This window comes from Desulfosporosinus paludis (assembly GCF_045689965.1).
GTDB lineage: Bacteria > Bacillota > Desulfitobacteriia > Desulfitobacteriales > Desulfitobacteriaceae > Desulfosporosinus > Desulfosporosinus paludis.
In genome coordinates this window covers 3,113,868-3,138,020 of sequence record NZ_CP144211.1, presented here as the reverse complement: position 1 = coordinate 3,138,020, position 24,153 = coordinate 3,113,868, and the positions used below count along the sequence as shown (strand labels likewise).

The window sequence follows — 24,153 nt, the reverse complement described above, 5'->3', positions numbered from 1 at the left end:
CCATATCTTCACTTAATGTTCAAGCACTAGAATCTTACCTCAAAGCCTTATGCAGACTGTTAGTTTAGGGTTCCCATCTTTTGGCTCCTAATTCGCTCGGCCAAAGCTTCAATCTTCCTCATTCGATGGTTTACTCCCGACTTACCGACTTTTGGCCGCAGCATTTCACCGAGTTCTTTTAAACTGGCATCAGGGAATTCCAAGCGCAGCTCTGCCATTCCTCTGAGCGCAGAGGGTAAGGCCTGGAGGCCAATTGAGTTCTGAATTAATTGGATATTTTCAAGCTGTCTCACTGCAGCATCAACAATTTTATCGAGATTCGCTGTTTCACAGTTTACCAAACGGTTCACCTGATTGCGCACGTCTTTGAGTACACGAACATTTTCGAATTCCAAAAGTGCATGATGAGCTCCAATAAAGCCTAGAAACTCTACGATCCGTTCACTCTCTTTGATATAGACAACGAACCAATGCTTGCGCATACTCACTTTAGCCCCTAATTTAAAGCGATTTACCAACTGACACAGGGCTTTGGCATGTTGTTCATCATTGCTGACAATTTCGAGATGATAGGTACCTTCAGGATTATTTATTGAACCGCCTGCCAAAAATGCTCCCCTCAGATAGGCCTTTTGGTCACAGCGTTTTTTGATGAGATCGGGGGGAATACCATGGTAAATTTGTCCGCCCTCATTAAGCAGACCCAGATTCTGCAAATCCTCCAACCCACGGGGATAAATTCGTACCATGTATGAGTTGTTTTTGCGCAGCCTTAGTTTGCGGCGAACCACAATATCCACGGGGCGTTTAAGGACATCCTTTGCCAAACGATAGATCTTGCGTGCCACGGGAGCGCTTTCCGTAATAACATTCAAAGTGTATTGTTGATGCGCGCTAATTTGAAGGGTACCATCCATGCGTACTAAAGCGGCTAATTCCGCCAGCTCACAACAAGATTTTTGCTCACTTAGGCGCGCCAACTCTTCTTTAGTCACAGCACTAAACGACAATGATAAGGCCCCCCTTTATCGAGGTTCGATGTTCAAGATTTACGTGGTTCTGCGGAGCTTTTGAGATAGCAGATAAGCATCGACTAAAGCAATTCGCTCACCTATAGGTTTTAAACGAAATAGTAGGCGGATAAGTTCCTTAGCTAACTTATCGGGATCGTGACGAACAACATTCCTTTCTTGAACAAGATTGGCCTCAAAATACTTGGCTCCCAATCGTTCAACCTCTTTAGGATCGGTAATTACCGGAACGGCTTCCTCTTCAACATATCGTTGTAAGATGGATAATGTAATTTCTCCCCTTGTCGCCAAAACAGCATCCACGAATCCAGGACCGCAGTGATCTAAAATCGCTTTTAGATGGTCGGATACACGATAACCGTCGGTTTCCCCCTTTTCAGTCATTACGTTACAGACATAGACACAAGGAGCATTGACCTTTCGAATCTTTTCCCGAAGTCCAGCTACCAACAGGTTAGGCAACACGCTGGTATAGAGGCTCCCAGGCCCTAAAACAATTAGATCTGCCTCTTCCAGCGCTTGCAAAGCATCAGGCAAAGGAGTACAGTCACTAGGTTTTAGAAAAACACGGCAAATTTTCCCGTCAATATCTCGAACAGCCGTTTCCCCTTCAACGCGGCGCCCATCTTCAAAATCTGCCATTAACTCTACTTGTTCCAGCGTTGAAGGAAACACTTTGCCGCGCAATGCAAACACTTTACTGACTTGTTCGATTCCTTTCTGAAAATCACCGAAAGTGTCCGTCAGACCCGCTAAAAATAAGTTTCCCAGACTATGCCCTTCAAGAGTTCCACTTTCAAATCGATAGGAAAATAGTGTATCCATAATATCCTCAGTATCCGCCAGAGCCACCAGACAGTTACGTACATCGCCTGGAGGCTGAATCCCCATCTCCTCACGCAATCGTCCGGAACTGCCGCCATCATCCGAAACCGTCACAATCGCTGTAAGATTACAAGTGTAGTTTTTTAGACCGCGCAGAAGAGAGGATAGGCCGGTCCCGCCTCCAACGACAACAATCTTCGGGCCTCTCATTAAATGTTGCCGCGCATAGATCACATCGACAATTCTTCCTTCATTATCCGGAAGCACCCCCGAAATAATCGAATATAACATGCGTTTAAAACCAATGGCAATCGCCAAAATTCCAAGGATGCTTATAAAAAGACCTGTTGGTATTGCTGTATGCTGAGTGCTCCCTGTCAAGTGATAAACGATTTCTCGAAATTGTAATTCTGCATAGCCTATAGCTACTCCATCGTTCATGACTGCAAAGCCTGTAGCAAATAAAAAAATGCCAAGAACCGCCAAAAGGAACCAGCGCTTTACTTTCAAATTTGGGTAGAGCCATTTCAAATACCGAACAAGTCCCTCGCGCTTCATGATTTTCATCGTGCTGTTCCGCCCTTTTGATTTCTCGAAGCATCCCGATGTTTAACACTGATTGAATAATTGCGTTCTCTTAAAAATTGTCCGACTCGTTCCGCGATAGCGACAGATCGATGCTGCCCTCCTGTACAACCAATTCCAATGACTAAGTGAGTTTTCCCCTCTTTAATATAATTAGGAAGAATATATTCTAATAAGGCCAAGTATTTTGCCATGAATTCTTGAGCCATTTGATTGCCAAAGACATAGTCTTGTACTAACTTGTCTTCGCCCGTTAAAGGACGTAAAAACTCAACATAAAACGGGTTAGGCAGAAATCGCACATCCATAAGCAAGTCAGAATCGAGGGGAATTCCATATTTGAAACCAAAAGAAATGACCGAAACAGCCATTTGACCGCCCTGACCCTTGCCAAAAAGTTCCGCTACTTGGGTTCGGAGTTGTTGGGCCGTCAAGTCGGTCGTATCAATAATTTCATCTGCCCGGATCCTTAACTCTTCGAGTTGCTGGCGTTCAGCCTGAATCCCATCTAAAACTCGTCCCTGAGGGGACAGCGGGTGACGGCGCCGAGATTCTTTATAACGACGAATCAACGTTTCATCCGAAGCATCTAAGAAGAGAACTTGTAAATGGAACCCTTCCTTCTCTAGATTATTTAATGCTTCACTCAGGGAAGAAAAAAATTCACCTCCTCGCAAATCGCAGACAATGGCTGCTTTCGATACCTTACCTCGAGATTGCGCACAAAGCTCTGCAAATTTAACTAAAAATGTCGGTGGTAAGTTGTCGACGCAGAAAAAACCCTGGTCCTCTAAACTCTGCATGGCCTGAGTCCTTCCTGCCCCAGATAAACCAGTAATTACAATGAGTTCTAATCCCTCTTTGTTCATCCTTTCACCCCCTCTTCAGATTATGGTTATGATGATCCTTTCGTTAAAACGTTTATGGCTTGGGTCTGGGCATTCGTCAGCGCATCTTGAGGGCTGGCGTTCCCTGCCAGAGCACTGCTCCAGGCTGCATCCTGTATAGGAAAAAGTTTCCACTCAGGAGCATTTCCCTCAAGGGCCCAAGCCTTAGAGAGAGCAAGATAGGCTTGAGGAAAAACACCCTTTTGAGCTTCAGGGCGCTGGTAGTAAGCCATATTGGCGGGAAGAAGAGAACCCGCCTTTACGAGCTCTCCTTCAACATCCGGCGTCAAAAGCGCTTTTTCAACGATCTGAATTGGTTGACTAAGTTCATCAGAAATAATCGCTGAATTGGCTATTCCGAAGGTTAAACCCAGAAGCTGCTTTCCCAATCCACCTGTCAAATCTGTCAATGGAACGCATCCCCAAGGCACATTTTGCTGGTTTAAGAGGGCGGCTTGACTCGCTCCTGCAATGGCATAGGGAGCCTGCCCCCCTGCAAAAGCTGTGAGCGCTTGGGGATCAATCCGAAGCGTGTGAGAACTCTGCCAAGCCATCAATTGTTGTAAAAACGCCAGATTCCCTGGGTCATCCAAACTAGGATTCCCTGAGTTCAGCAACTTTCCGCCCTGTCCATTCCACCAAGCAGAAAGTGTAGCTGTATCCGGTGCGGGGATAGCTACTCTTCCTCGGGAAGAAAAAAGTTCGGCAATTGTGCTCGGAGCGGTTGCCGTGTCCGTTCTGAAATAGAGCAGAGGAACATCTGTCAGCCATGGCAACGCATATTCCGTTTCTCCAAAATGAAACCCAGCTAAAGCCGCCGGAAAGCTCCCTTGATCCATGTAGGCTGTCTTGCCCAGAGTCCCCTGCTCATAAAGCTGACGAATGATCTCTCGCCGGGCAATGAAAATCTCCGGTCCTTCCCCACCAGCTTCTGCTTGATAGGAAAAGGCAGCAAAATTCTGTTCAGGTATATATCTAAGCTTCACGATTACCTCAGGATGAGCTTTGGAAATCGCTTGAACCTGGGCCTGCAAAGCATCCGCTTGTGCTCCAAGCAGAGAATGCCAAACCTCAATAATTGCCGGGGCTGGTCCACCGGGCTGCCCTGCCTGAGGTGCGCCGGCGCATCCTGTGACTAAGAAAACGATTATTAAAATGCAGAAAATCCTGCGTTGTAAGATTCGGGAAATCATTGTTCTGCACTCCATTCATGCTTGATACCGATAAGCCCTGACTTTCCCCTGCCGATAGAAGAAAAGAAACCAACTTGGGGTAAATTCACCCTCTTGCAGCACATCCGTCTCGAAATAGGCCACTGCCGTATTTCTGCTCCATTGACGCCGGTCCATGGTTACGAACTCAGGAATGACGGCTGCCCAGCAACCATCTCTTCGGATTTCCTCCTGCCGTCGATTCATCTGATCCGCTTCCTGTATGATTTCCGAACCTGCTCCCAAGCTAAAATAATCCGGAAGGATCTTGGGGCGTTCCCATAAATAATAATCAAAGCGCAGGGCATCGAGAATGGTCTTCCTATGAGTGTTCTGATAATCTGATAACTTCGCCTTGTTAGCTTGGAACCATTCTATAAACTCCCACAGTTTGTCAAATAACGCTTTGCCCTGCCATTGCCGTTGAAACCACCGGTGACTCTCCCAATACTCTGCAAACTCATGATAGAAATCAAAGGCTGTGGTGAAAAGGGTAAGGACCTCACGCAGGGCATGCTCGAACTTCCCTGAATTATAATATTTGTCAAGAACATCTTCCATACGTTGTAATTGAAGTATTTCACGATGAGATAATACTGCGGTTTCCAAGATAGTATACGGGGGGTCAGGGGTAAACAGGAGACCATATCGCCTGCTATTCCGACGCAGACCAGATCCTTTAAGGACTTTCAGAAATCCTAACTGGAGCATATCGGGTCTAACGGAGTAAACGTCATTAAAAGAGGTTCGGAAATTAGCCCAGTTTTCCTCTGGGAGACCAGCGATCAAATCAAGATGCACGGGAATATCTAGGTCCTGCATATAAGGTACAGCGTTCTTCCAAGCTTCAAAACTTTGGCGTCGTGAGACAATCTCCAAGGTCGGCTGGTAGGTCGACTGCACTCCAATCTCCAGTTGAATCAAGCCTCGAGGGTAATTTGAAAAATAATCCATCCAATCTTCATCCAGAAGATCTCCTGCCATTTCACAGTGCACTCGGACTCGGTCGCTTAAATTCAGGAAGCCGCTCTCTTCACGAACTACGTCCAAAATCTGAAAGGCATGGCGTTTATGAGCATTAAACGTTCGATCCACAAATTTTATGGTCCGAGCACCTTGTTCTAGTAAGCGGCGAAATATCACGCGAAACCTCTCCGAGGCTAAATATCGAACTCCCTGAAAAGTCGAAGACAGACAGTACTGACAAGAAAAGGGACATCCTCTTGTGGTTTCGATGTAAACAATCCTACCTGAAAAATCCTCATTTTCTGTATAGGGTGACGGAAGTTCATTTAAATTCAGTGATGTCTCGCTTGGAGGATTGACATGCACCTTTCCCTCGCTTTCCCAAGCAATACCTTCCACCAGAGAAAGATCCCTGCCTTCTTGCCAGGCCGACAGAAGATCCTTTATCGATTTCTCCCCTTCACCAAGAATCACCGCATCGACCTCATGATGAGATCCTAAAAAATCTTCAACCTCAAAGGAAACCTCCGGCCCTCCAAGAATAAACCGAACCTCCGGACAAACCGGGCGAAGATGTCGTATCACCGCTATGATTTCTTTGATGTTCCAAATGTAACATGAAAAGCCAACAACATCAGCCTGAGCTTCATAGATTTCCCCAGCAATACGTTCGAGGCGATCGTTGATGCTGAATTCCAGCAGGTTTACATCAGAAGTTACTGAACGAACGCTTTCTCTCAAGTAGCGAAGGGCTAAATTGGTGTGAACATACTTTGCATTGAGCGCAACTAATAGAACACGCAAAATCGGCAATCCCCCTTCGCCCTAAGTATAGCGTTTTAGCCCCCTCAATGCAATTCTTGTGCCAGAATGCACGAGAGCCTTCCACCATCTTAGTGGAAGGCTCTGAATTTCATAGTTACCATTGTGTTGAATCATTGGGATAAGCTTGAGGATCTTTTTTGACTCTAAAGTAAGAAAGACAAGCTAACATCATAGTTCCAGCAAGAAGCACTGATCCTGATAAGCAATAAATTGCCCCTACTCCAATTTGAGCAGCGCCATAAGTCAGCAAGCTAATCGATCCCATATAGGCAATTCGCGTCAAAGCAAAGCGGGCACTAAAAACTCTTCCCCGCATGAATGTTTCCGTCTCTTCCTGAAAAATACTTTGTACGGGCAGCAAAAACAGAGAATTAGATACTCCTGTTAAGAAAAAACCGATGACCGCCAAAGGATACCATGGAAAAACCCCAAGAATCGCTATCGTAAGACCCGAAAGAAAATATCCGCTGAAGATTAACTTTTCTTTGTTGAGGTTACTCCCCCATACAGCGAGGAGCGTACTTCCCGCTGTAATTCCTACCGCAGCACTCGCCTCGAGAATTCCCAAACCAAAATTTGACGTCTTGAGGGTATCTAAGGCATAGACAAAGATTAGAGGGTTAAAGCCGCTGAATAAAAGTAAGACCAAACAGTAAGTAAGAAGAGTTCGTGCTAAAACCTTTGTTTCACGAATATAAGACAAACCCTCTATAATATCTTGGAAAATATGGGACTTATTTTCCTCCTCGAAATTATCCTCCCCAGAATTCTGAGCTTCAAACTGAAACGTCATAGCATAAATCAAAACGGCTGAAAACACAAAGGTTAGAGAATCTATGTAAAATACCTTTTGAATAGGCACGAAGGTAATCCATAGTCCAGCCATCGCATACCCTAAGATCTCCGTAATATTCTCAGCCGTCTCAGCCAGAGATGTGGCTGTTAATATTTTTTCTTTCGTAAAAAGAGCAGGAATAACTGCCATTTTGGCTGGGCTGAAGAATAGGTTTGCGGTGGTGCTTAGAAAGCTTAGAACATAGACCAGATTTATGGAGTAGCTGATCAAGAGTGGTATTAAGCCTACAAAAACGGCCCTCAACAAATCGGCCGTAATCATGGTCCGTTTTTTTTCCCACCGATCGACATACGCTCCAGCGATAAGTCCAAACAATAAATAGGGCAAAAAGGTCGCCAGGGTCATTTTTCCTACTTCTAAGGCACTCCCGGTCAGGCGATAAATTAAAACACCTAAAGCAATATAATGAAGTTTATCTCCTAGAGCTGATATAAACTGACCTGTCACCAAGAGGGTAAAGTCTTTTTCTTGAAATAAGGTTAGAGGTTTCACTACGTTTACAGCCTTCGCATCGTGTTCCAAATTACCATCCTCCGCCATAATCCTTAGTAAGATTATCCATAAACTAGATATATTCTACAAATACCACAGAAGTCCTTGTTACAAGAATTGAGATATATTCTACAGAAAAGAACAATTGTCGACATCCCGTTTAATAATTATCCTCAAAAATAAGCCCTAACCTGAGTCAAGCCTCAGATTAGGGCGTTTTGCTGTGATTCATGATCTTAAGCATATTCACTTTACTTAGCCATGAAACCCACCTGGAAAAAGGACAGGCGCCACTTTAGGAGTTATCACGCCGAAGCCATAACCTTGTCGTTTGAGATAGTCAATAATTTGGGGAAGTGCATCAACCGTTGTGAGCTTAGCTCCCGCATCATGCATCAAAACAATGATTCTAGACTTACCCGGCACTTGGCTTTCAAGGTTATGAATTAACTGTTCCGTCGGGACAAGAGCAGCATCAGCGTCTCCGATGCTGACGTTCCAATCATATACTAAATAATCGGCAGCATCCACGGCATTGTAATAATTAACGTGGAAATGGCCCTGAGTGCCTCCAGGTGCCCGAAGGATGTGGGGACGAGTTCCTATTGCCTGATAAATAAGTTCTTCCGTGTGTCTAATCTCAGCCAAAAAAGACTCCGGACTGCGATAAACCAGACTGTATTCATGGGAGTAACTGTGATTCCCTATCCCCTCTCCTTGATCATATTCCGCTTTTAAGAGGTCAGGGTATCGCTGTACCTGTTTCCCTACCACGAAAAAGGTTGCCTTTACTCCTTCATCCTTAAGAATCTTAAGAATACGAGGAGTTGTTTCAGGATAGGGTCCATCATCAAAGGTCAAATAGGCAATCTTTTGGGGTTCTTCACCAAAGGCTCTGACACGCATGGCAAGTCCCGGAGCACTCGGCGGAGTACCACTCAACTCATAGAAGGGATGGATCGGTGTCTGTTTTCCGCCGAATGGAGGTATCGGGGAAGGGTTGTTATCACTCTCATCAGCTGGAGGTGGTGCAGGGCTTTGCTCGGATAGCGGTGCACTTTGCTCCGTATCCGTTGAATCTGCTGAAGCCGGTTGAGGAATTTCCGGAGATTGCGGAATTTCCGAAGCGTCTTTTCCCAAAGCAGGCGGCTCTGTCCTCTCGGCGGAATCGTTTGTTCCTGAGGATAGTGCTGCTTTGACCGGCTCGACTGATTGACACCCACTCAGAGTGACACTAACCAAAAGCGCCAGAAGCACAAGAGGGACACGCCATGTTTGCCATTGTTTTATCCTCATTATGTCTGCTCCCACCTTAGGTCACGTTCGAGATTCAAAGTTCAAAGGACAATTCACCTTAAACTATATTCTAAAGTTCACAATAATTGCCTGTACAGTTTTCATCGTCACTATTTTTGATAAAGAATATCTTTATCGATATCACTCAAGGTTGCACAACCTGTCATGAGCATAGCTTGTTTTAGTTCATTCTTCATCCTCCGTACGACTAAAGCAACCCCTTCTGTGCCTCCGCCATAAGCAGCAATGACAAGAGGCCTTCCAATCAAGACCGCATCCGCCCCTAGGGCCAGCATTTTTAAAACGTCAATCCCTGACCGTATTCCTCCGTCAACGAGCACGGGAATTCGCCCATCGACTGCTACTGCGATTCTCGGCAACACTTCTGCTGTTCCCGGCGTGTGATCAAGGACCCGGCCTCCATGATTGGAAACAACAATGGCAGCGGCTCCTGCTTGAATCGCCAGCTCCGCTTCATCCGCTGTCATAATTCCTTTCAGGATCACCGGTAAGGTTGTACTCGAGATAATCGTTTTAAGCTCTTCAATCGTTTTGGGACCCACGGCCATGGCAATTAAGCCTGCCGCATCAATATCGATGCCCACCGCTAAGGCGTTAGCTTCTTCAGCCCGCTTCAGATATCTAATAGCTTCTTCCGGTTCCCTTGGTTTCGTGAACGGAATGCCGCAGCCCTGAGCTTTAACAATAGCTTCTATACCAGTGTTATACATCATCGGATCAGGGCCATCCCCCGTACAGCCTAAGACTCCTTCAGAAAGACAGCCCTGAAGTATGGCTTCCGCCCATTCTACTTCGTTCAAGGCTCCACCCATATTAAATTTGTTGCCTGCGATTGGCGCCGCAAGAATCGGAGCTGTTAAATTCTGCCCAAAAAGCTCTATCCTTGTGTTCGGATTTTTGGCGCCATGGAGTGTTCTCATATTTATACGAAGTGCGGACAGAGCTTCCACATTGTTTCTAAACGAAGCCCCTGTACCAGCTCCCCCCATCCCCGGAACCTCCCCAACACAGGCCTTACCATTACACTCGGGACAAACCCGACAAAATCCCTTAAGTTTCTCGCGGGCAGTTTGGCGAACCGACTTTATGTTCATTGATTATCCCCCACACTCTCTCCATAAATTTTAATCCTTAAATTAATCATCAAGCTCTAAGTCCCTGACCGTCTTCCAGAACATAGCGTTCGATGGCTTCAGCCACACCATCTTCCTGATTCGTGGCAGTTATTATATTCGCCTGTGCCTGAATCTCCTGACGTGCGTTCCCCATCGCTACGCCAACTCCTGCATAGTTGATCATTTCCAAATCATTAAAACTGTCCCCTATGGCCATGACCTCTTCTTGAGCAATACCCAACCGCTCTGCCAAAGCTGCCAAAGCAACTCCCTTATTGACCGAACGATCCGTCATCTCCAGAAAATACGGTTTGGATTTCGTTAAATGTACCTGTTCCCCATAGCTCTGACTCAAAATAGGTGATAACTTGTCTAAATCGGCTTCTTCAGCCATCAACAAGATTTTTTCAACGCCTTCCGGTTCCTGAGAAATCGTCTTAACTAAATCCGCTTCTTCAATAACGACACTGGAGATACGTACGTACTTTTCTGACAACTCGCTGATCTTCGATGTAATAACGCGGTCTTTGAGATAGACCTGAGCGTAAAACCCTCTGCTCGACACATCCTGGATAATTTCTATTGCCAACGTGCTCGGTATCACACGGCGGAAAAGTATTTCTCCACTAATGACCTGCTGAATCATAGCTCCATGATAGGTAATCACAGGAACGTCTAACCCCAGTTGGAGAGCGTACGGTCGTGTTGAAATCGGCATACGCCCTGTAGCAATTGTCACTTTTACGTCCTGTGCCTGTGCCTTTCGAATTGCTTTAACAACACGCGGAGAAATCGTCCAATCATCTCTAAGTAATGTATCATCCAAATCCATAGCCACTAAGCGAATAGCCAATTTCCTCTTTCAACTCCTTCAAACGTTTCATCTACCGCCAATTCAGGCAAAAAACCTTTCTCGACGATAGATGACACCTTTTGCCAAGATTATTAAACTAAATAACGTTTTAAATATTGACCTGTATAGGATGACGGGTAAGCAGCAACGTCCTCAGGCGTTCCTGTGATTACGACTTCTCCCCCTCTGTCTCCGCCCTCAGGTCCAAGGTCAATTAACCAATCTGCCGTTTTTATGACATCTAGATTATGCTCTATGATTAGCACCGTATCTCCGGCCTCAACCAAGCGGTGAAGTACTTGGAGAAGTTTATCGATATCGGCCATATGCAGCCCTGTCGTAGGTTCATCCAGGATATAGATGGTTTTTCCTGTACTGCGGCGGCTGAGTTCCGTGGCTAGTTTAATGCGCTGAGCCTCCCCCTGACAAAGTTGTCGCCGGTTGGCCCAAGTGAATGTATCCGAGTCCGACATCTTGGAGAGTTTGCAGCTTACGTGAAATCTTGGGAACCGCCTGAAAGAATCCCACGGCTTCGTCCACGGTCATATCCAGAACCTGGGCAATACTTTTCCCTTTATAGCGTACTTCCAGGGTTTCCCGGTTATACCGTTTGCCCTCGCAGACTTCACAAGGTACATAGACGTCCGGAAGAAAATGCATCTCAATCTTAATAATCCCATCTCCGTGGCAAGCTTCACACCGGCCGCCTTTGACATTGAAACTGAAACGTCCCGGTTTATACCCCCGCATTTTGGCCTCAGGGGTGATGGAGTAAAGTTCGCGAATAAAATCAAACACTCCCGTATAGGTAGCCGGATTGGAGCGCGGGGTACGTCCAATGGGAGATTGATCAATATCAATAATTTTGTCCAGATACTCCAAGCCATCCAAACGTTCGTGAGCACCGGCACGCTGCCGGGCACCGCTCAGTTTTGCGGCCAAACCTTTATAGATGATCTCATTGACCAGAGTACTCTTGCCTGAGCCTGAGACTCCCGTAACACAAGTTAAAAGTCCTAAGGGTATCCGAACATGAACCTCTTTTAAATTATTTTCTCGAGCCCCGAACACTTCCAACCATTTTCCGTTCGTTTCTCGTCGTTCCTTAGGTACCTCAATTCTCTTTTCACCGCTTAAATACTGACCGGTTACAGAGTCTTTGTTCGCCATAATCTCTTGAATCGTACCTTCGGCCACAACATAACCGCCATGTGCCCCAGCCCCCGGTCCTATATCAATAATGTGGTCCGACTCAAGCATCGTATCTTCATCGTGCTCAACCACGATTAACGTATTCCCGAGATCCCTTAATCGTTTCAGGGTAGAAAGGAGACGAGCGTTATCACGCTGATGAAGTCCAATACTTGGTTCATCCAGCACATAAAGCACACCCATAAGGCTTGATCCGATCTGGGTTGCCAAGCGAATTCTCTGAGCTTCTCCACCAGAGAGTGTGCCCGCCGAGCGGGCCATCGTCAGATAGTCTAGTCCAACATTGATCAGAAAGCCCAGTCTTTCCCTAATTTCCTTCAGGATCTGGTAGGCGATGGTTTCTTCTTTAGGAGTCAGCGTCAATTGATTCAGAAAGTTAATAGCTTCTGTAATGGAAAGGCGGGATAAATCGTCAATTGAAATCCCACCCACCTTCACGGCCAAAGCTTCTGGTTTTAAACGTTTTCCCTGACAGGCTGGGCAAGGGCGTTCACTCATATAACTTTCGATCTCAGCTCGAACCATTTCCGAAGTAGACTCTTTATAGCGCCGTTCAAAGTAAGGAATTAACCCTTCAAAGTTCGAATTGTACATTTTTAATTGGTCGAAAATATTATGATACTGAAACCGTATGGGAGTTTCTGTGCCATAGAGCAACCCTTTCCATTGCTTCTCAGATAATTCCTGCAGAGGGGTGTCCATCTCAAAACCTAAGTTTTTCGCAACTGCCTCCATCATTTTTGGATAGTAGGTTGAAGTAGATTTAGCCCAAGGAGCAATAGCTCCTTCGTTTAATGATTTAGAACGATCCGGGAGAATCAGGTCAAGGTCTACAACCAGATTAGCACCTAATCCCGTACACGTTGGGCATGCCCCATAAGGACTGTTAAACGAAAAAAGTCGGGGAGAAATTTCCTCGAGAGCAATCCCACAATCGGGGCAAGCAAAATTTTCACTAAAAAGCATCTCGTCACCGTCTGTTACATCAACAATGACATTCCCCTCTCCGAGCTTCAGGGCCGTTTCCAGAGAATCCGCCAATCGTTCAGCGCTCTCAGCTTTTAAGATGATACGATCAATGACAACTTCAATGGAATGCTTCTTGTTTTTAACTAATTCAATGTCTTCACTTAAGTCCCGCGGTTCCCCATCCACGCGTACTCGAACATACCCTGCTTTACGCGCTTCCTCAAACACTTTAAGATGCTCTCCTTTTTTCCCTTTGACTAAGGGAGCCAGTACCTGGAGCTTCGTGCGCTCGGGCAATTGCAAAATCTGATCCACCATTTGCTGAATGGTTTGCTGAGAAATTTCCCGTCCGCACTGAGGGCAATGCGGGTGCCCGATCCGAGCGTATAATAAACGCAAATAATCCGAAACCTCTGTCGCCGTGCCCACTGTTGAACGAGGATTGCGATTCGTTGTTTTCTGGTCGATGGAAATCGCCGGAGATAGTCCCTCGATTGAATCCACATCCGGCTTGTCCATTTGTCCTAAAAATTGTCGAGCATAGGCCGAAAGGGATTCTACATATCTCCGCTGCCCTTCGGCATAAATCGTATCAAAGGCCAGTGATGATTTTCCGGAACCGGACAGGCCTGTAATTACCACTAATTTATCCCGGGGAATATCAATGTCGATGTTTTTCAAATTATGAGCACGTGCCCCACGCACGCGCAAGTAATCCTGGATCATAATTGGCCTCCTAATATTAATGCTTGCCGCTTTTACGCTTTGATCGGTTGTAGCGTTGACCACTTCCACGTTGCTGACTTGTCATCTTGTAGTTATTTTCTTCCCCTTTTAATTCTATCATAGCGTCGCGAATTTCGGCTGCTCGTTCAAAATCTAAGTTTTGAGCTGCTAAGCGCATTTCTTGCTCCAAGCTCTCCATGAGCACGGCGAGTTCATCCGGCGGCAGTTTTGAGCCATAGGTTTTTTTGGTTTCGGCGACTTTCGTTGCCTCAGGTACATCATGAATCATCTTACGAATAGTTTGAGGGGTAATTCCCATCTTCTCGTTATAGGCCATTTGAATCGCCCGACGTCGATTAGTCTCATCGAGAGCCACCTGCATGGATTGAGTTATCTTATCCCCATACATAATGACTTTACCTTGGGCATTACGGGCAGCGCGCCCAATCGTCTGAATAAGCGAGCGATCAGACCTCAAAAATCCTTCTTTGTCCGCATCGAGAATAGCAACGAGGGAAACTTCAGGTAAATCCAGTCCCTCCCTAAGAAGATTGATTCCCACAACCACATCAATCATACCCAGGCGAAGCTCTCGAAGGATTTCTGTACGCTCTAATGTCTTAATATCTGAATGGAGGTATTTCACCTTAATCTCCAAGTTTTTCAAATATTCGGTAAGATCCTCGGCCATCTTCTTGGTTAGAGTCGTAATCAGGACTCGTTCATTTCTGGAAATCCTCCTACGGATTTCTCCCAGCAAGTCATCAATCTGACCTTTGGTCGGACGAACAACGACTTCCGGATCTAGGAGGCCGGTTGGACGAATGATTTGTTCAACCACTGTCGGGCAATGAGATAATTCATACGGACCCGGAGTAGCACTGACGAAAATACTTTGCTTAACCGTCCGTTCAAACTCAGCAAAGGTTAAAGGACGATTGTCCAAAGCAGACGGAAGCCGAAAGCCAAACTCGACAAGAGTCGTCTTGCGCGAGCGGTCTCCTTCATACATTCCTCTTACTTGAGGGAGAGAAACATGAGATTCATCAACAAAAAGAAGAAAATCCTCCGGGAAATAATGCAGCAAGGTATAAGGCGTCTCCCCTGGTTCACGGAACGTCAAATGCCGAGAGTAATTTTCAATCCCGTTGCAGAATCCCATTTCTCTAAGCATCTCCAAATCATAGCGTGTTCTCTGTTCAAGCCGTTGCGCTTCTAAAAGCTTATTTTGAGATTGTAAGGCCTTCAAACGTTCGGTTAGTTCCAGTTCAATATTTTCTGCGGCCTTCATCACCTTATCTTGCGCCGTGACATAGTGAGAATTTGGGAAAATTGCAACATGGTGCCGTTCGCCTAAAATTTCTCCGGTTAAGACATTTATTTCGTAGATATGTTCAATCTCATCGCCAAACATCTCCACTCGAAGAACTTTTTCACTAGAAGCAGCAGGGTAAATCTCCACCACATCCCCTCTAACACGAAAAGTTCCTCTGGTAAAGGCTATATCGTTGCGGTCATATTGAATGGAAATCAGCTTGCGTAATATATCATTGCGCTCAATCACTTGCCCCTGGCGCAAAGAAAGTACTAAGTCTCGATACTCATCCGGAGAACCTAAACCGTAGATACAAGATACGCTGGCCACAACCAAAACATCTCGCCGCTCAAAGAGTGCAGCCGTAGCGGAGTGACGCATTTTCTCAATCTCGTCGTTGATTGAAGCATCTTTCTCAATAAATGTATCGCTGGAAGGCACATAAGCCTCAGGTTGATAGTAATCATAATAGCTGACGAAATACTCTACGGCGTTTTCAGGGAAATATTCTTTGAATTCGCTGTAAAGCTGCGCAGCCAATGTTTTGTTATGTGCCAAAACAAGGGTTGGTCTTTGAACCTTTGTGATAATATTTGCCATGGTAAACGTTTTTCCTGAACCAGTGACCCCCAACAACGTCTGAAAAGGCCGCCCTAGCTTTACTCCGTCTGCTAAAGAATCGACGGCCTGGGGTTGATCTCCCGAAGATTGATATGGGGCATGTAAACGGAATTCCATCCTTCGACCCCCTTCGCTAAACTTTAAATTTATACAACATAAAGCTCATTAAACTTTATGTATTTATAATTTTTCTTAGTTTATTTTACATCTAAGGCGTAGCTTATACAACAATACAGCTGCCTAAAGCACAGGCTAATGTTAATCCTGATTTTTCCAAAAGTTTATCTTAGCTGCAAGCACTCCTAAAACATGGTATTCTTCTAAATTTGGAACAGAAAAAGCTGAAAGTTTTCACCCCTTCAGCTTTGAACAATTTCGCTTATGTTATTGTCCGCTACTCTGATCCTTCGAGGATTGGCCTCCCTGATCTTTGGACGAATCTTTTGATTCTTGATCACTTTGATCCGTTTGTTGTTTTAACATATCTGGGGGCAGTGTCTTAACTTGCTCGTTCGTAGTTTTTTCTGTGCCTATGACCTTACCCTGGGCATCTAAGTAATCTCGAGTGGTTTCAGTCTTAATTCGTTCCGTAACTTTTTCTACGCCTGCTGGAACATTGCCAGATTTATTCTGTGCTTGGTCACTTCCAGAGGATGCTCCCTGCTTGTTCTGATTTTTACTGTCCCCTTGATCCTTACTGGCTCCTTGATCTTTTCCCTGGCTTGACGCCTTGGTGCTTTGTTGTTTCTGATCTTGTTCGGCGCTTTGCATCGTTTTAACATAACTTTTCTGAATGACTGCAAGATTATCTGGGGTTACGGCCTTGACTTGAATCAGCTTCGCAGGTATTTCCCCTTGCTCACTGGTAATGGAATCACTGACATCAAGAGATTCATTATTAAGGATTTTTTGAGCCCACTGAAAGGCATTTACGCCCTGAAGGTAGGGAGATGTATCGACAGCACTTGTCTGGGTTCCGCTCGCTATCCGTTCAAGAGATGGGATGCTTGCTTGTCCCCCTATCAAGATAACTTTTTTGTCCAGTTGGAATTGTTTTAGAACGTCGTTTGCTATTGCCGATAGTTTCTCAGTATGAGCTAAGATTCCTTGAACTTTACCTGGGTTTTTTTGAAGGAGATCACTAAGGCTCTGTTTGGCTGTAGATTCTGACCCTGAAGAACTCGCTATTATTTGGACAGTGATTTTCGGATATTTGCTGAGAACCGATTTATTCCCTGCCAACAGTTCCTGAGAGCCGGTCTCACTCGCATCATTCTGAAGAATGATCACTTGTCCCTCTGGAACTTTGCTTACCAGGGATTCAGCCATGAGTTCACCTGCCTTTTCTTGATCAGGGGTAACAATGCCTACAAGCTTAACGCCTGCAGGAACTTGATTTAAAGCTAGTACTGGCACTTTGCTGGCCTCGGCGCTCTTCAGAAGGTTGGCATTTCCTCCTTGGTAGATTAAGACCTTGGCTCCTTTCAACGCCGAATCATTATCCACCTCACTTGGATCAATATATTTGACTTGTACATCTTCCTTCTTGGCCAGGTCGTCGATACCTTTAGTAATAAGTAGTTTGTTGGGATCATCTTGATTTAATGAAACCGCCACAGTCACAGCTTTTCCTTTGCTGGCTGAAGAAGTTTTGTTCTTGTTGCCTAAAAGGGCTTGAAGACCACAGCCACTTACGGTTAAACTAAGACATAGACATAGGCATAAGCCACAGATAGTAACCAAGGTCCGCATTTTTTTTGCCATGGGAACGCTCCTTTCGAAGCTCCTTATTTAGTCATTAGTTTTCCCTTGTCGCCCAAAAAAATGCAGCTATTACTTCCAGTATCATCAACTTGATTCAGATCATTTAGAAATAGCTTAAAGGAGTGGTTTAAAATTGCCTATTAAATTAGAACATATTCTTAAGCGTGTTCATGCTCTTCCTTCTCTGCCAACGGCTGCGGTCAAGGTAGTTGCACTAACCAAAAATCCTACAACCACAGTTAAAGAACTAGAGACAGTTATAGGACAAGATCCTGCACTGGCTGCTGGTATGCTTAGGCAGGCTAACTCCGCCTATTACGGCTATGCGCGGCGTATCTCATCCCTCCAAGATGCTATCGTGATGTTGGGTTTTCAAGTAACTCAAGGATTAGCTATGGCCTCTGCAGTTGCTCCGATGCTTAAAACAACTCTTGTTGGCTATGACATTGATCAAGATGGACTCTGGAAACATTCCATGCTAACGGCTATGGCCGCCAAACGGCTGTGTCAATATTTGAAACTCTCCTTCGGTGAAATTGCCTTTACCACTGGTTTGCTCCATGACATTGGGAAATTAGTGATTTCCGTCTACATCCAAGAAGTGAATACCTATCTCTTGAAAAAGGTCCAAGAAGCTAAATTTTCCTATGTCGAGCTTGAAGAAAAGGTTATAGGATACAACCATGCTACGGTTGGCGGATTTTTAGCCAAGAATTGGAACCTTCCTGATGACCTTGTCGAAGGAATCTCCTTCCATCATTCTCCCTTAAACGCTCCTAACTATACCGAGTTGGCAAGCATCATTCACGTTGCCAATGGTCTCTCCAGCTTGCTTAACACCGGGGGTGGCGTCGACAGCTTTTTTAATCCCATCCAAAAAGAGATTCTAGACCGTTTAGCTTTGAAAGAAAACGACTTGGAACGTCTCCTGGCTGATATTGGAGAGTTTCTTGTAGACCCGGCAATCTTTGGGTAAAACCCAAATAAGTGTTTATCTCAAACCCATAGTTTCAAATCGCCTAAAACTTTATTGAGGACAATTTCCCGGTATTTATCCAATTGTTCAAAATCCATGGCTTCCATATAAATCCCTTTAAGTTGAGACCTATGTGTTTGCCACGATGACAATGTCTCAATTAACTTTTTGCCAAATGACCGTTCTAGACCTTGATCTCCTAAGTTATCCGGATTACCTTGCCAGATAGCTAAATGCCTTTCTGGAAAAACAATTCCAATCACTTCATCAGGGTTAAGCGGATGCAAGACGATTTCAATTAATTGCCCTAATTGTTGGGCCTCCCTTAAAACCCAGTCTAAGGCATCTAACGTCTCCTCTCCCTCAAGTCTAATTTGATCAAAATCCATCAGGAAATGGGGGGCAAGATTAAGCCACCCTTCAGACGTTAATCCGTGCAAAAAATAGGGATTAATAACGCTCTTCTGAAGAAGCCTCACAGCATTCTCAGCCAAAGGCCAAGGACCCGTGTGCTCTTTTTTTACCTTTAAGCGGGCCGAATTCCCTAGAATCCAAGACAAATCTTCCTCTTTGCGAGGTTTGGAAGCCCTTTTGACAATGAGAGAGTTTAGCTCAGCTGCCAGCTCTTCCTCAAGTGTCTGTTGAAGAGCCTGAAGCTGATCTTCAAGCTTCAAAATATGTACACGCTGTTTCTCAAGCATTTGTTCATCGCAGAAAAGATTAAAGTCAATAAATTTTTCTATGACCCCCGGAGCACGCCAGCGCTGGGGGGAGACTTCCATCACGTCCAGCATCGCCAATCCCATACGCGGCATAATAAAACCTGCCATGGAGTCAGGGTCCCGGGCTGAACGCATAAAATCAATGTCATAACCCCGATCTAACAATTCAAGGCCAATGACTTTGATTAAGGTTGATTTACCTGTCCCAAGCCCCCCCAGCAAGACGTAAGCTCTCTGCCAACTTGGCATCATATTGGGCAACAGAGAAATATATCCCCGTGTCGTTATCCCCTCGGCAAAGTAATGCCTCACACCAGTTTTATTTCCCATCCTTGCCAACCCCCGTTGTTTTTTATATCAGCGTAGTTTATGCAACTAACCGAACGAGGGTGAATCCTACGGTGAGGACTGACCAGGTTTATAAAAAACGAGGTTGTTGACAAACGTTCCAGTTTAATCAACAACCTCGTTAAATTATTTTAATTTCCCTTGTAGAGTCTGAACTGCTTTTAGAAGCTGAGGATCAAAATTCGTATCCGTCGGTGAAATAGTAGCCTGCTGACCCTTGCCAAGTTCCACCTTGACGTCTGGCTCGATGCCGATTTTATGAATTGAGAGCTTATTCGGAGTAAGATATTTGGCAGTGGTTAATTTGACGCTCGTCCCTGCATCGAGAGGGAAAATCGTTTGCACAATCCCTTTGCCAAAGGTCTTCACCCCAACCAACGTTCCCGTCTTCTCGTCTTTAATTGCCCCGGAGACAATCTCAGCAGCTGAGGCGCTTTCTTCGTTGACCAGAACGACCAAAGGCATTCCCAAATATGTCCCGGTGGCCATTTTCGTATCCACGTTTCCTTGTTTGTCTACAATATATACCACAGGACCCGAAGGAACAAAATAACTGGCAACTTGAACAGCTGCATTAAGTTCTCCGCCGTGATTGTATCGTAAGTCCAAGATAATTCCCTTAAATTTCTCAATGCTCATATTGGTTAGAGTATCTTTGAGTTCCGTTCCTGTATCTGAGGCAAATTGAGTAATGCTGATGTAAGCAATATCGGGGTGCCCGGGCAAGGCTTCTCCATCAACTGTTGGCACCGTTATGTTTTCTCTCGTTAAACTTACTGTATAAGTTTTGTTAGTGCTCTCACGGTACAAAGCTAAGACAACTTTCGTGCCAGGATCGCCGCGCATTAAACCGACTGCCTTATCTTGGTCCATACCGGCCGTGTCCGCATCATTAATCTTACTGACGACATCACCTGGCTCAATACCGGCCTTACTTGCCGGAGAATTCTTAATAGGGCGTAAAACCACAAGTTTTTTAGGATCTTTGAGACTGAGGACAATTCCTACTCCTCCGAACTTGCCCTCGAGAACTTGAAACAGTTCCTCGTTCTCTTTAGCATTCATATAGGTCGAATAGGGATCCCCTAAAATGTCGACTATTCCTTTCGTAGCCCCCTCAACCAATTGATCGGTCGATACCTTTTCTAAGTAATCGCTGCGAATTAGTTGTACGACGTGCACTAGACGCCCAACATTATCGACATTGGCGATCACGATTCCTCCGACCGTTGCTGTCACCAGCACGCAAAAAATCAGTAAAACGACCCCAACGTGTTTGCCTATTCTTTTCCAATTCCACTCCTGCACTCAAGTCAAACCCTTTCTTCAAGTCTTGCTCTATTATATGCTTATCCCCCTGCAGAAATACTGCATATCCTTTAGTTAGGGAAAAATTGCAGAGGATCCGTTGGGTTTCCGCCAACCCGTACTTCAAAATGCAGATGAGGGCCTGTGCTCCACCCAGTCGAACCTACATATCCAATGACTTGATTCGCTTTCACGGATTGACCTTCAGTGACATTTAATTTTGATTGATGTCCATAAAGTGAGGATACTGCATTGCCGTGATCAATGATGACCATATTACCATAGGCCTCATTCCATCCCGCCATAATAACTACTCCACTTCCTGCTGCGTGAATCGCTGTCCCCATTGAAGCTGCGATATCCGTTCCTGTATGTAAACTTTGTTTGTGAGTAATAGGATGAGTCCGCCAGCCATAAGGATCGCTGATCTCATAACAACCCGGAAGCGGCCAAGTGGATATAGTACCATCCCCATTATTCCGTCCAGCTTGTGCAGCCTGCAATTTGCGAATTTTATCATTCCAAGCATTGGCCTCGCTTTGCAAGCGCTCGACCTCTTCGTAAGAAGCTTGTAAGGCTTTTTGATTTTGATCCAGCGCCGACTGCTGTTGAACTTTTTTCTCATCAAGATCGGCACTGGCTTTTGCTGCCTGGATTCGAAGCTGAGCTGCTTGATCCCTGCGATTCTGCAGCTCTAGAGTTTTTTGCTCAATTTTCTCTTTTTGGTCCTGGATGTCCGTCAATAGCTTGCGGTCATTGGTTACTAATCTGTTGAAATACTCCATCCGTGTCAGAAGATCGCTGAGATCCGACGATTGAAAGAGTAGTTCTAAATAGCTGATTTGTCCACTCTCATAGATTCCCCGAGCCCTTTGTCCGAGGGCGGTGCCGTCGATCATCAAGTTCCTGCTTTTTCTGATCCAGTTCTTTCTGAGAGGCCTGAACTTGAGATTGGGCTTGGGCATAGGCAAGCTGTTTTTGGCTTAATTGGGACTGGGCCGCAGCAATTTGCGTATCGAGCAGAGTCAATTGGGCCTTTAGTTTATCAGCAGTATAAGTCAGTTTGTTCAGCTGACCCTGCGCTTGATCTTTTTGTTGAGTCACTGTTTTCTGCTGCTGAACTGCGTCAGTAAGATCGTTAGCTTGAGAGGCCACTGATGATGTTGTAAGCAGAGCGAGGCTCAGCGTCATTATTAAGATCACCTTTTGCTTAAACATACGCTCCCCTCCTAGAGTGGGATTTTCAAATCTATTGTTACAACAACATCGTCTTAACGAAAAACCTTAACGAGAAAAAACTTTCTTTATGTAATCTCAGCAGTGTCACGAGTGCTGGGAAAGGCTGATAGGCACCTTCCCAAGCACGGCGCGGCACTTTCTTTGTTATTTAGGTGCGGAGGAATTTTTGCAGGGAGACACCACTGCCCAGAGCTCCCATCGCCATTCCTGCCAACAAAAGTCCCCCCGTTACCTGGCGAAAGAGGACGGCATTGTTAACCACAGGCAGAAAGGTCAATGTAGATTGAATATAAATTATGATCCAATTGTAGCCCAAGCCAACGATAAGCGCGGCGAGTGCGCCTCCGAGAAGGCCAAGCACTAACCCTTCAATCAAAAACGGCCAACGAATAAAACCATTGCTTGCACCAACCAATTTCATGATCTGAATTTCACGTCGCTTTGAAAAAACATTCATTTTAACATTAATGGAAATAAGCACAATTGACGCTGCAGCAAAGGCTGCAACCACTCCAAAGCCAATCCACCTTAACCACTGAGTGAATTTCAAAAGTTTTTCCACATAATCCTGCCCATAGCGTACCTTATCGATCCCGGGCAACGCTGATATAGCGTCTGCTGTAGTTTTTACGTCTTGCGGATCAGTGACTTTAACCGTCAATTTATCCGGGAAAGGGTTGGTTCCCCCAAGGTCCGTCACCAAATTATTTTGAGCTCCGCCCATCGACTTACCAAAATCAGCCAAAGCCTCATCTTTCGTCACAATCGCCACAGAGGAAACTCCGGACATCCCTTGAATTTGAGTTTGCAGGGCTTGTACTTGGGAAGTCGTTGCGCTGTCTTGGACGAAGGCAGCAATTTCAAGCTGCGACTCAAAGGATTCGGCCATATTTGCAGCATTGGCCAGGAAAAATATCGAAAAGCCTAAAATTACAAGAGATACCATTACTGTCAGGACGGAGGCAATGCTTAACCACGGGTTGCGTTTCACCGAATAAACCGTGTCACGCAAAATATAACGGGCGGAATTAAGTGTCATAGCCATATCCCCCTACTTCTTCATCCCGTGCAACCCGGCCGTTTTCGATCGCTATAACACGTTTTTGCATTTTATTGACGATATTCCGAGCATGAGTAGCCATGACTATGGTCGTTCCTCGTTTATTAATATTGAAGAGCAAGTCCATAATTCCCCATGCCGTTTCCGGATCAAGGTTCCCCGTTGGTTCATCAGCCACTAACAGGGCCGGGTTATTAATAATGGCCCGCGCTACACAAACACGCTGTTGCTCCCCACCGGACAGCTCATGCGGAAAGGCGTTTTCCTTACCCGCTAACCCAACCTGCTCCAGCATGTTTCGTGTACGAGTTAGGACCTCTTTTTTGGCAACCCCAATCGCTTCAAGGGCGAAGGCCACATTTTCCTGAACTGTTTTATTCGGCAACAACTTAAAGTCTTGAAATATTACTCCAATGCTGCGCCGCAGATAAGGAACCTCCCGTTCTTTCATCCGAACTAGATTTTTACTGTTGATCTGCACTTGTCCTCGAGTTGGGATTTCATCTCTATAGAGCAACTTAATCAGTGTCGATTTACCGGCCCCACTCGGACCCACCAGAAATACAAATTCCCCTTTGCCAATTTTGAGATTGACATCCACGAGGGCTCTGGCACCGTTCGGATAAATCTTGGATACATTTCTTAATTGAATCATACTGTCCTCCTTGATTTTCTCAAGCCACGCCCTTTTTCCTATAACTCTTAGTTATTCGACACCTCTCGTGGATTTCCTGTTTGTAAATTTAGTCAAATCGAGGTTTTCTTGCTTGACTGCAGAGTAGTTTAATCGTTTCTCAAGAATGCTATATTTCAAAGGTTTCAAGCTATCAATCAACACAAATGGATTCAAATACCAAACTTTGAACATAGAAAAGGGGCGTAACAAACTAAGTAAGTTTTGTTACGCCCCTTTTCTATATAGAAGAAACT

At 45.2% G+C, this 24,153-nt stretch carries 16 protein-coding genes and 2 pseudogenes; 1 reads left to right on the top strand and 17 read right to left on the bottom strand.

Annotated features, from left to right (window positions below; all coding sequences use genetic code 11):
- Window positions 1-59 precede the first annotated feature (59 nt).
- From whiA to VZF35_RS15720, 12 genes and pseudogenes are all read right to left on the bottom strand, one after another.
- Window positions 60-1,010, bottom strand: a complete 951-nt coding sequence (gene whiA, locus VZF35_RS15775; protein WP_407306326.1) for a DNA-binding protein WhiA — start codon at window positions 1,008-1,010, stop codon at window positions 60-62.
- Window positions 1,011-1,049: 39 nt separating this feature from the next.
- Window positions 1,050-2,423: a uridine diphosphate-N-acetylglucosamine-binding protein YvcK gene (locus VZF35_RS15770; protein ID WP_407306324.1), complete on the bottom strand. Its 1,374-nt coding sequence runs from the start codon at window positions 2,421-2,423 to the stop codon at window positions 1,050-1,052.
- Complete coding sequence (gene rapZ, locus VZF35_RS15765; protein ID WP_407306322.1) at window positions 2,420-3,310, bottom strand: RNase adapter RapZ; 891 nt, start codon at window positions 3,308-3,310, stop codon at window positions 2,420-2,422. The genes VZF35_RS15770 and rapZ overlap by 4 nt, the downstream gene beginning before the upstream one ends.
- A 26-nt stretch (window positions 3,311-3,336) precedes the next feature.
- Window positions 3,337-4,536: an extracellular solute-binding protein gene (locus tag VZF35_RS15760; protein WP_407306320.1), complete on the bottom strand. Its 1,200-nt coding sequence runs from the start codon at window positions 4,534-4,536 to the stop codon at window positions 3,337-3,339.
- Window positions 4,537-6,309 carry a B12-binding domain-containing radical SAM protein gene (locus VZF35_RS15755; protein WP_407306318.1) on the bottom strand — a complete coding sequence of 591 codons (1,773 nt, stop codon included), beginning with the start codon at window positions 6,307-6,309 and terminating at the stop codon, window positions 4,537-4,539.
- Between the two features lie 115 nt (window positions 6,310-6,424).
- Window positions 6,425-7,708, bottom strand: a complete 1,284-nt coding sequence (locus VZF35_RS15750; protein WP_407306316.1) for an MFS transporter — start codon at window positions 7,706-7,708, stop codon at window positions 6,425-6,427.
- Between the two features lie 225 nt (window positions 7,709-7,933).
- The gene (locus VZF35_RS15745) at window positions 7,934-8,974 is read right to left on the bottom strand and encodes a polysaccharide deacetylase family protein (RefSeq protein WP_407306314.1); all 1,041 of its coding nucleotides are present in this window, start codon (window positions 8,972-8,974) and stop codon (window positions 7,934-7,936) included.
- A 110-nt stretch (window positions 8,975-9,084) separates the two neighbouring features.
- On the bottom strand, window positions 9,085-10,089 hold the full coding sequence (locus VZF35_RS15740) for an alpha-hydroxy-acid oxidizing protein (RefSeq protein ID WP_407306312.1): 1,005 nt from the start codon (window positions 10,087-10,089) through the stop codon (window positions 9,085-9,087).
- 49 nt (window positions 10,090-10,138) lie between these two features.
- The gene (locus VZF35_RS15735) at window positions 10,139-10,963 is read right to left on the bottom strand and encodes a Cof-type HAD-IIB family hydrolase (RefSeq protein WP_407306310.1); all 825 of its coding nucleotides are present in this window, start codon (window positions 10,961-10,963) and stop codon (window positions 10,139-10,141) included.
- 92 nt (window positions 10,964-11,055) lie between these two features.
- Window positions 11,056-13,870 (bottom strand): annotated as a pseudogene (gene uvrA / locus VZF35_RS15730) (excinuclease ABC subunit UvrA).
- A 16-nt stretch (window positions 13,871-13,886) separates the two neighbouring features.
- On the bottom strand, window positions 13,887-15,923 hold the full coding sequence (gene uvrB, locus VZF35_RS15725; RefSeq protein WP_407306308.1) for an excinuclease ABC subunit UvrB: 2,037 nt from the start codon (window positions 15,921-15,923) through the stop codon (window positions 13,887-13,889).
- A 267-nt stretch (window positions 15,924-16,190) separates the two neighbouring features.
- Complete coding sequence (locus VZF35_RS15720) at window positions 16,191-17,570, bottom strand: sugar ABC transporter substrate-binding protein (RefSeq protein WP_407306306.1); 1,380 nt, start codon at window positions 17,568-17,570, stop codon at window positions 16,191-16,193.
- 133 nt (window positions 17,571-17,703) lie between these two features.
- Here VZF35_RS15720 and VZF35_RS15715 point away from each other — a divergent pair, with 133 nt between their 5' ends.
- The gene (locus VZF35_RS15715) at window positions 17,704-18,546 is read left to right on the top strand and encodes an HDOD domain-containing protein (protein ID WP_407306304.1); all 843 of its coding nucleotides are present in this window, start codon (window positions 17,704-17,706) and stop codon (window positions 18,544-18,546) included.
- A 20-nt stretch (window positions 18,547-18,566) separates the two neighbouring features.
- Here the strand turns inward: VZF35_RS15715 and VZF35_RS15710 are convergent, their stop codons facing one another.
- From VZF35_RS15710 to ftsE, 5 genes and pseudogenes are all read right to left on the bottom strand, one after another.
- Window positions 18,567-19,598 carry a hypothetical protein gene (locus tag VZF35_RS15710; RefSeq protein WP_407306302.1) on the bottom strand — a complete coding sequence of 344 codons (1,032 nt, stop codon included), beginning with the start codon at window positions 19,596-19,598 and terminating at the stop codon, window positions 18,567-18,569.
- Between the two features lie 144 nt (window positions 19,599-19,742).
- Window positions 19,743-20,924, bottom strand: a complete 1,182-nt coding sequence (locus tag VZF35_RS15705) for a S41 family peptidase (RefSeq protein ID WP_407306300.1) — start codon at window positions 20,922-20,924, stop codon at window positions 19,743-19,745.
- 71 nt (window positions 20,925-20,995) lie between these two features.
- A pseudogene (locus tag VZF35_RS15700) lies at window positions 20,996-22,142 on the bottom strand (murein hydrolase activator EnvC family protein).
- A gap of 169 nt (window positions 22,143-22,311) precedes the next feature.
- Window positions 22,312-23,202, bottom strand: a complete 891-nt coding sequence (gene ftsX, locus VZF35_RS15695; protein WP_407306298.1) for a permease-like cell division protein FtsX — start codon at window positions 23,200-23,202, stop codon at window positions 22,312-22,314.
- Window positions 23,192-23,878: a cell division ATP-binding protein FtsE gene (gene ftsE / locus VZF35_RS15690; RefSeq protein WP_407306297.1), complete on the bottom strand. Its 687-nt coding sequence runs from the start codon at window positions 23,876-23,878 to the stop codon at window positions 23,192-23,194. Before ftsE ends, ftsX begins: the two co-directional genes overlap by 11 nt.
- Window positions 23,879-24,153 lie beyond the last annotated feature (275 nt).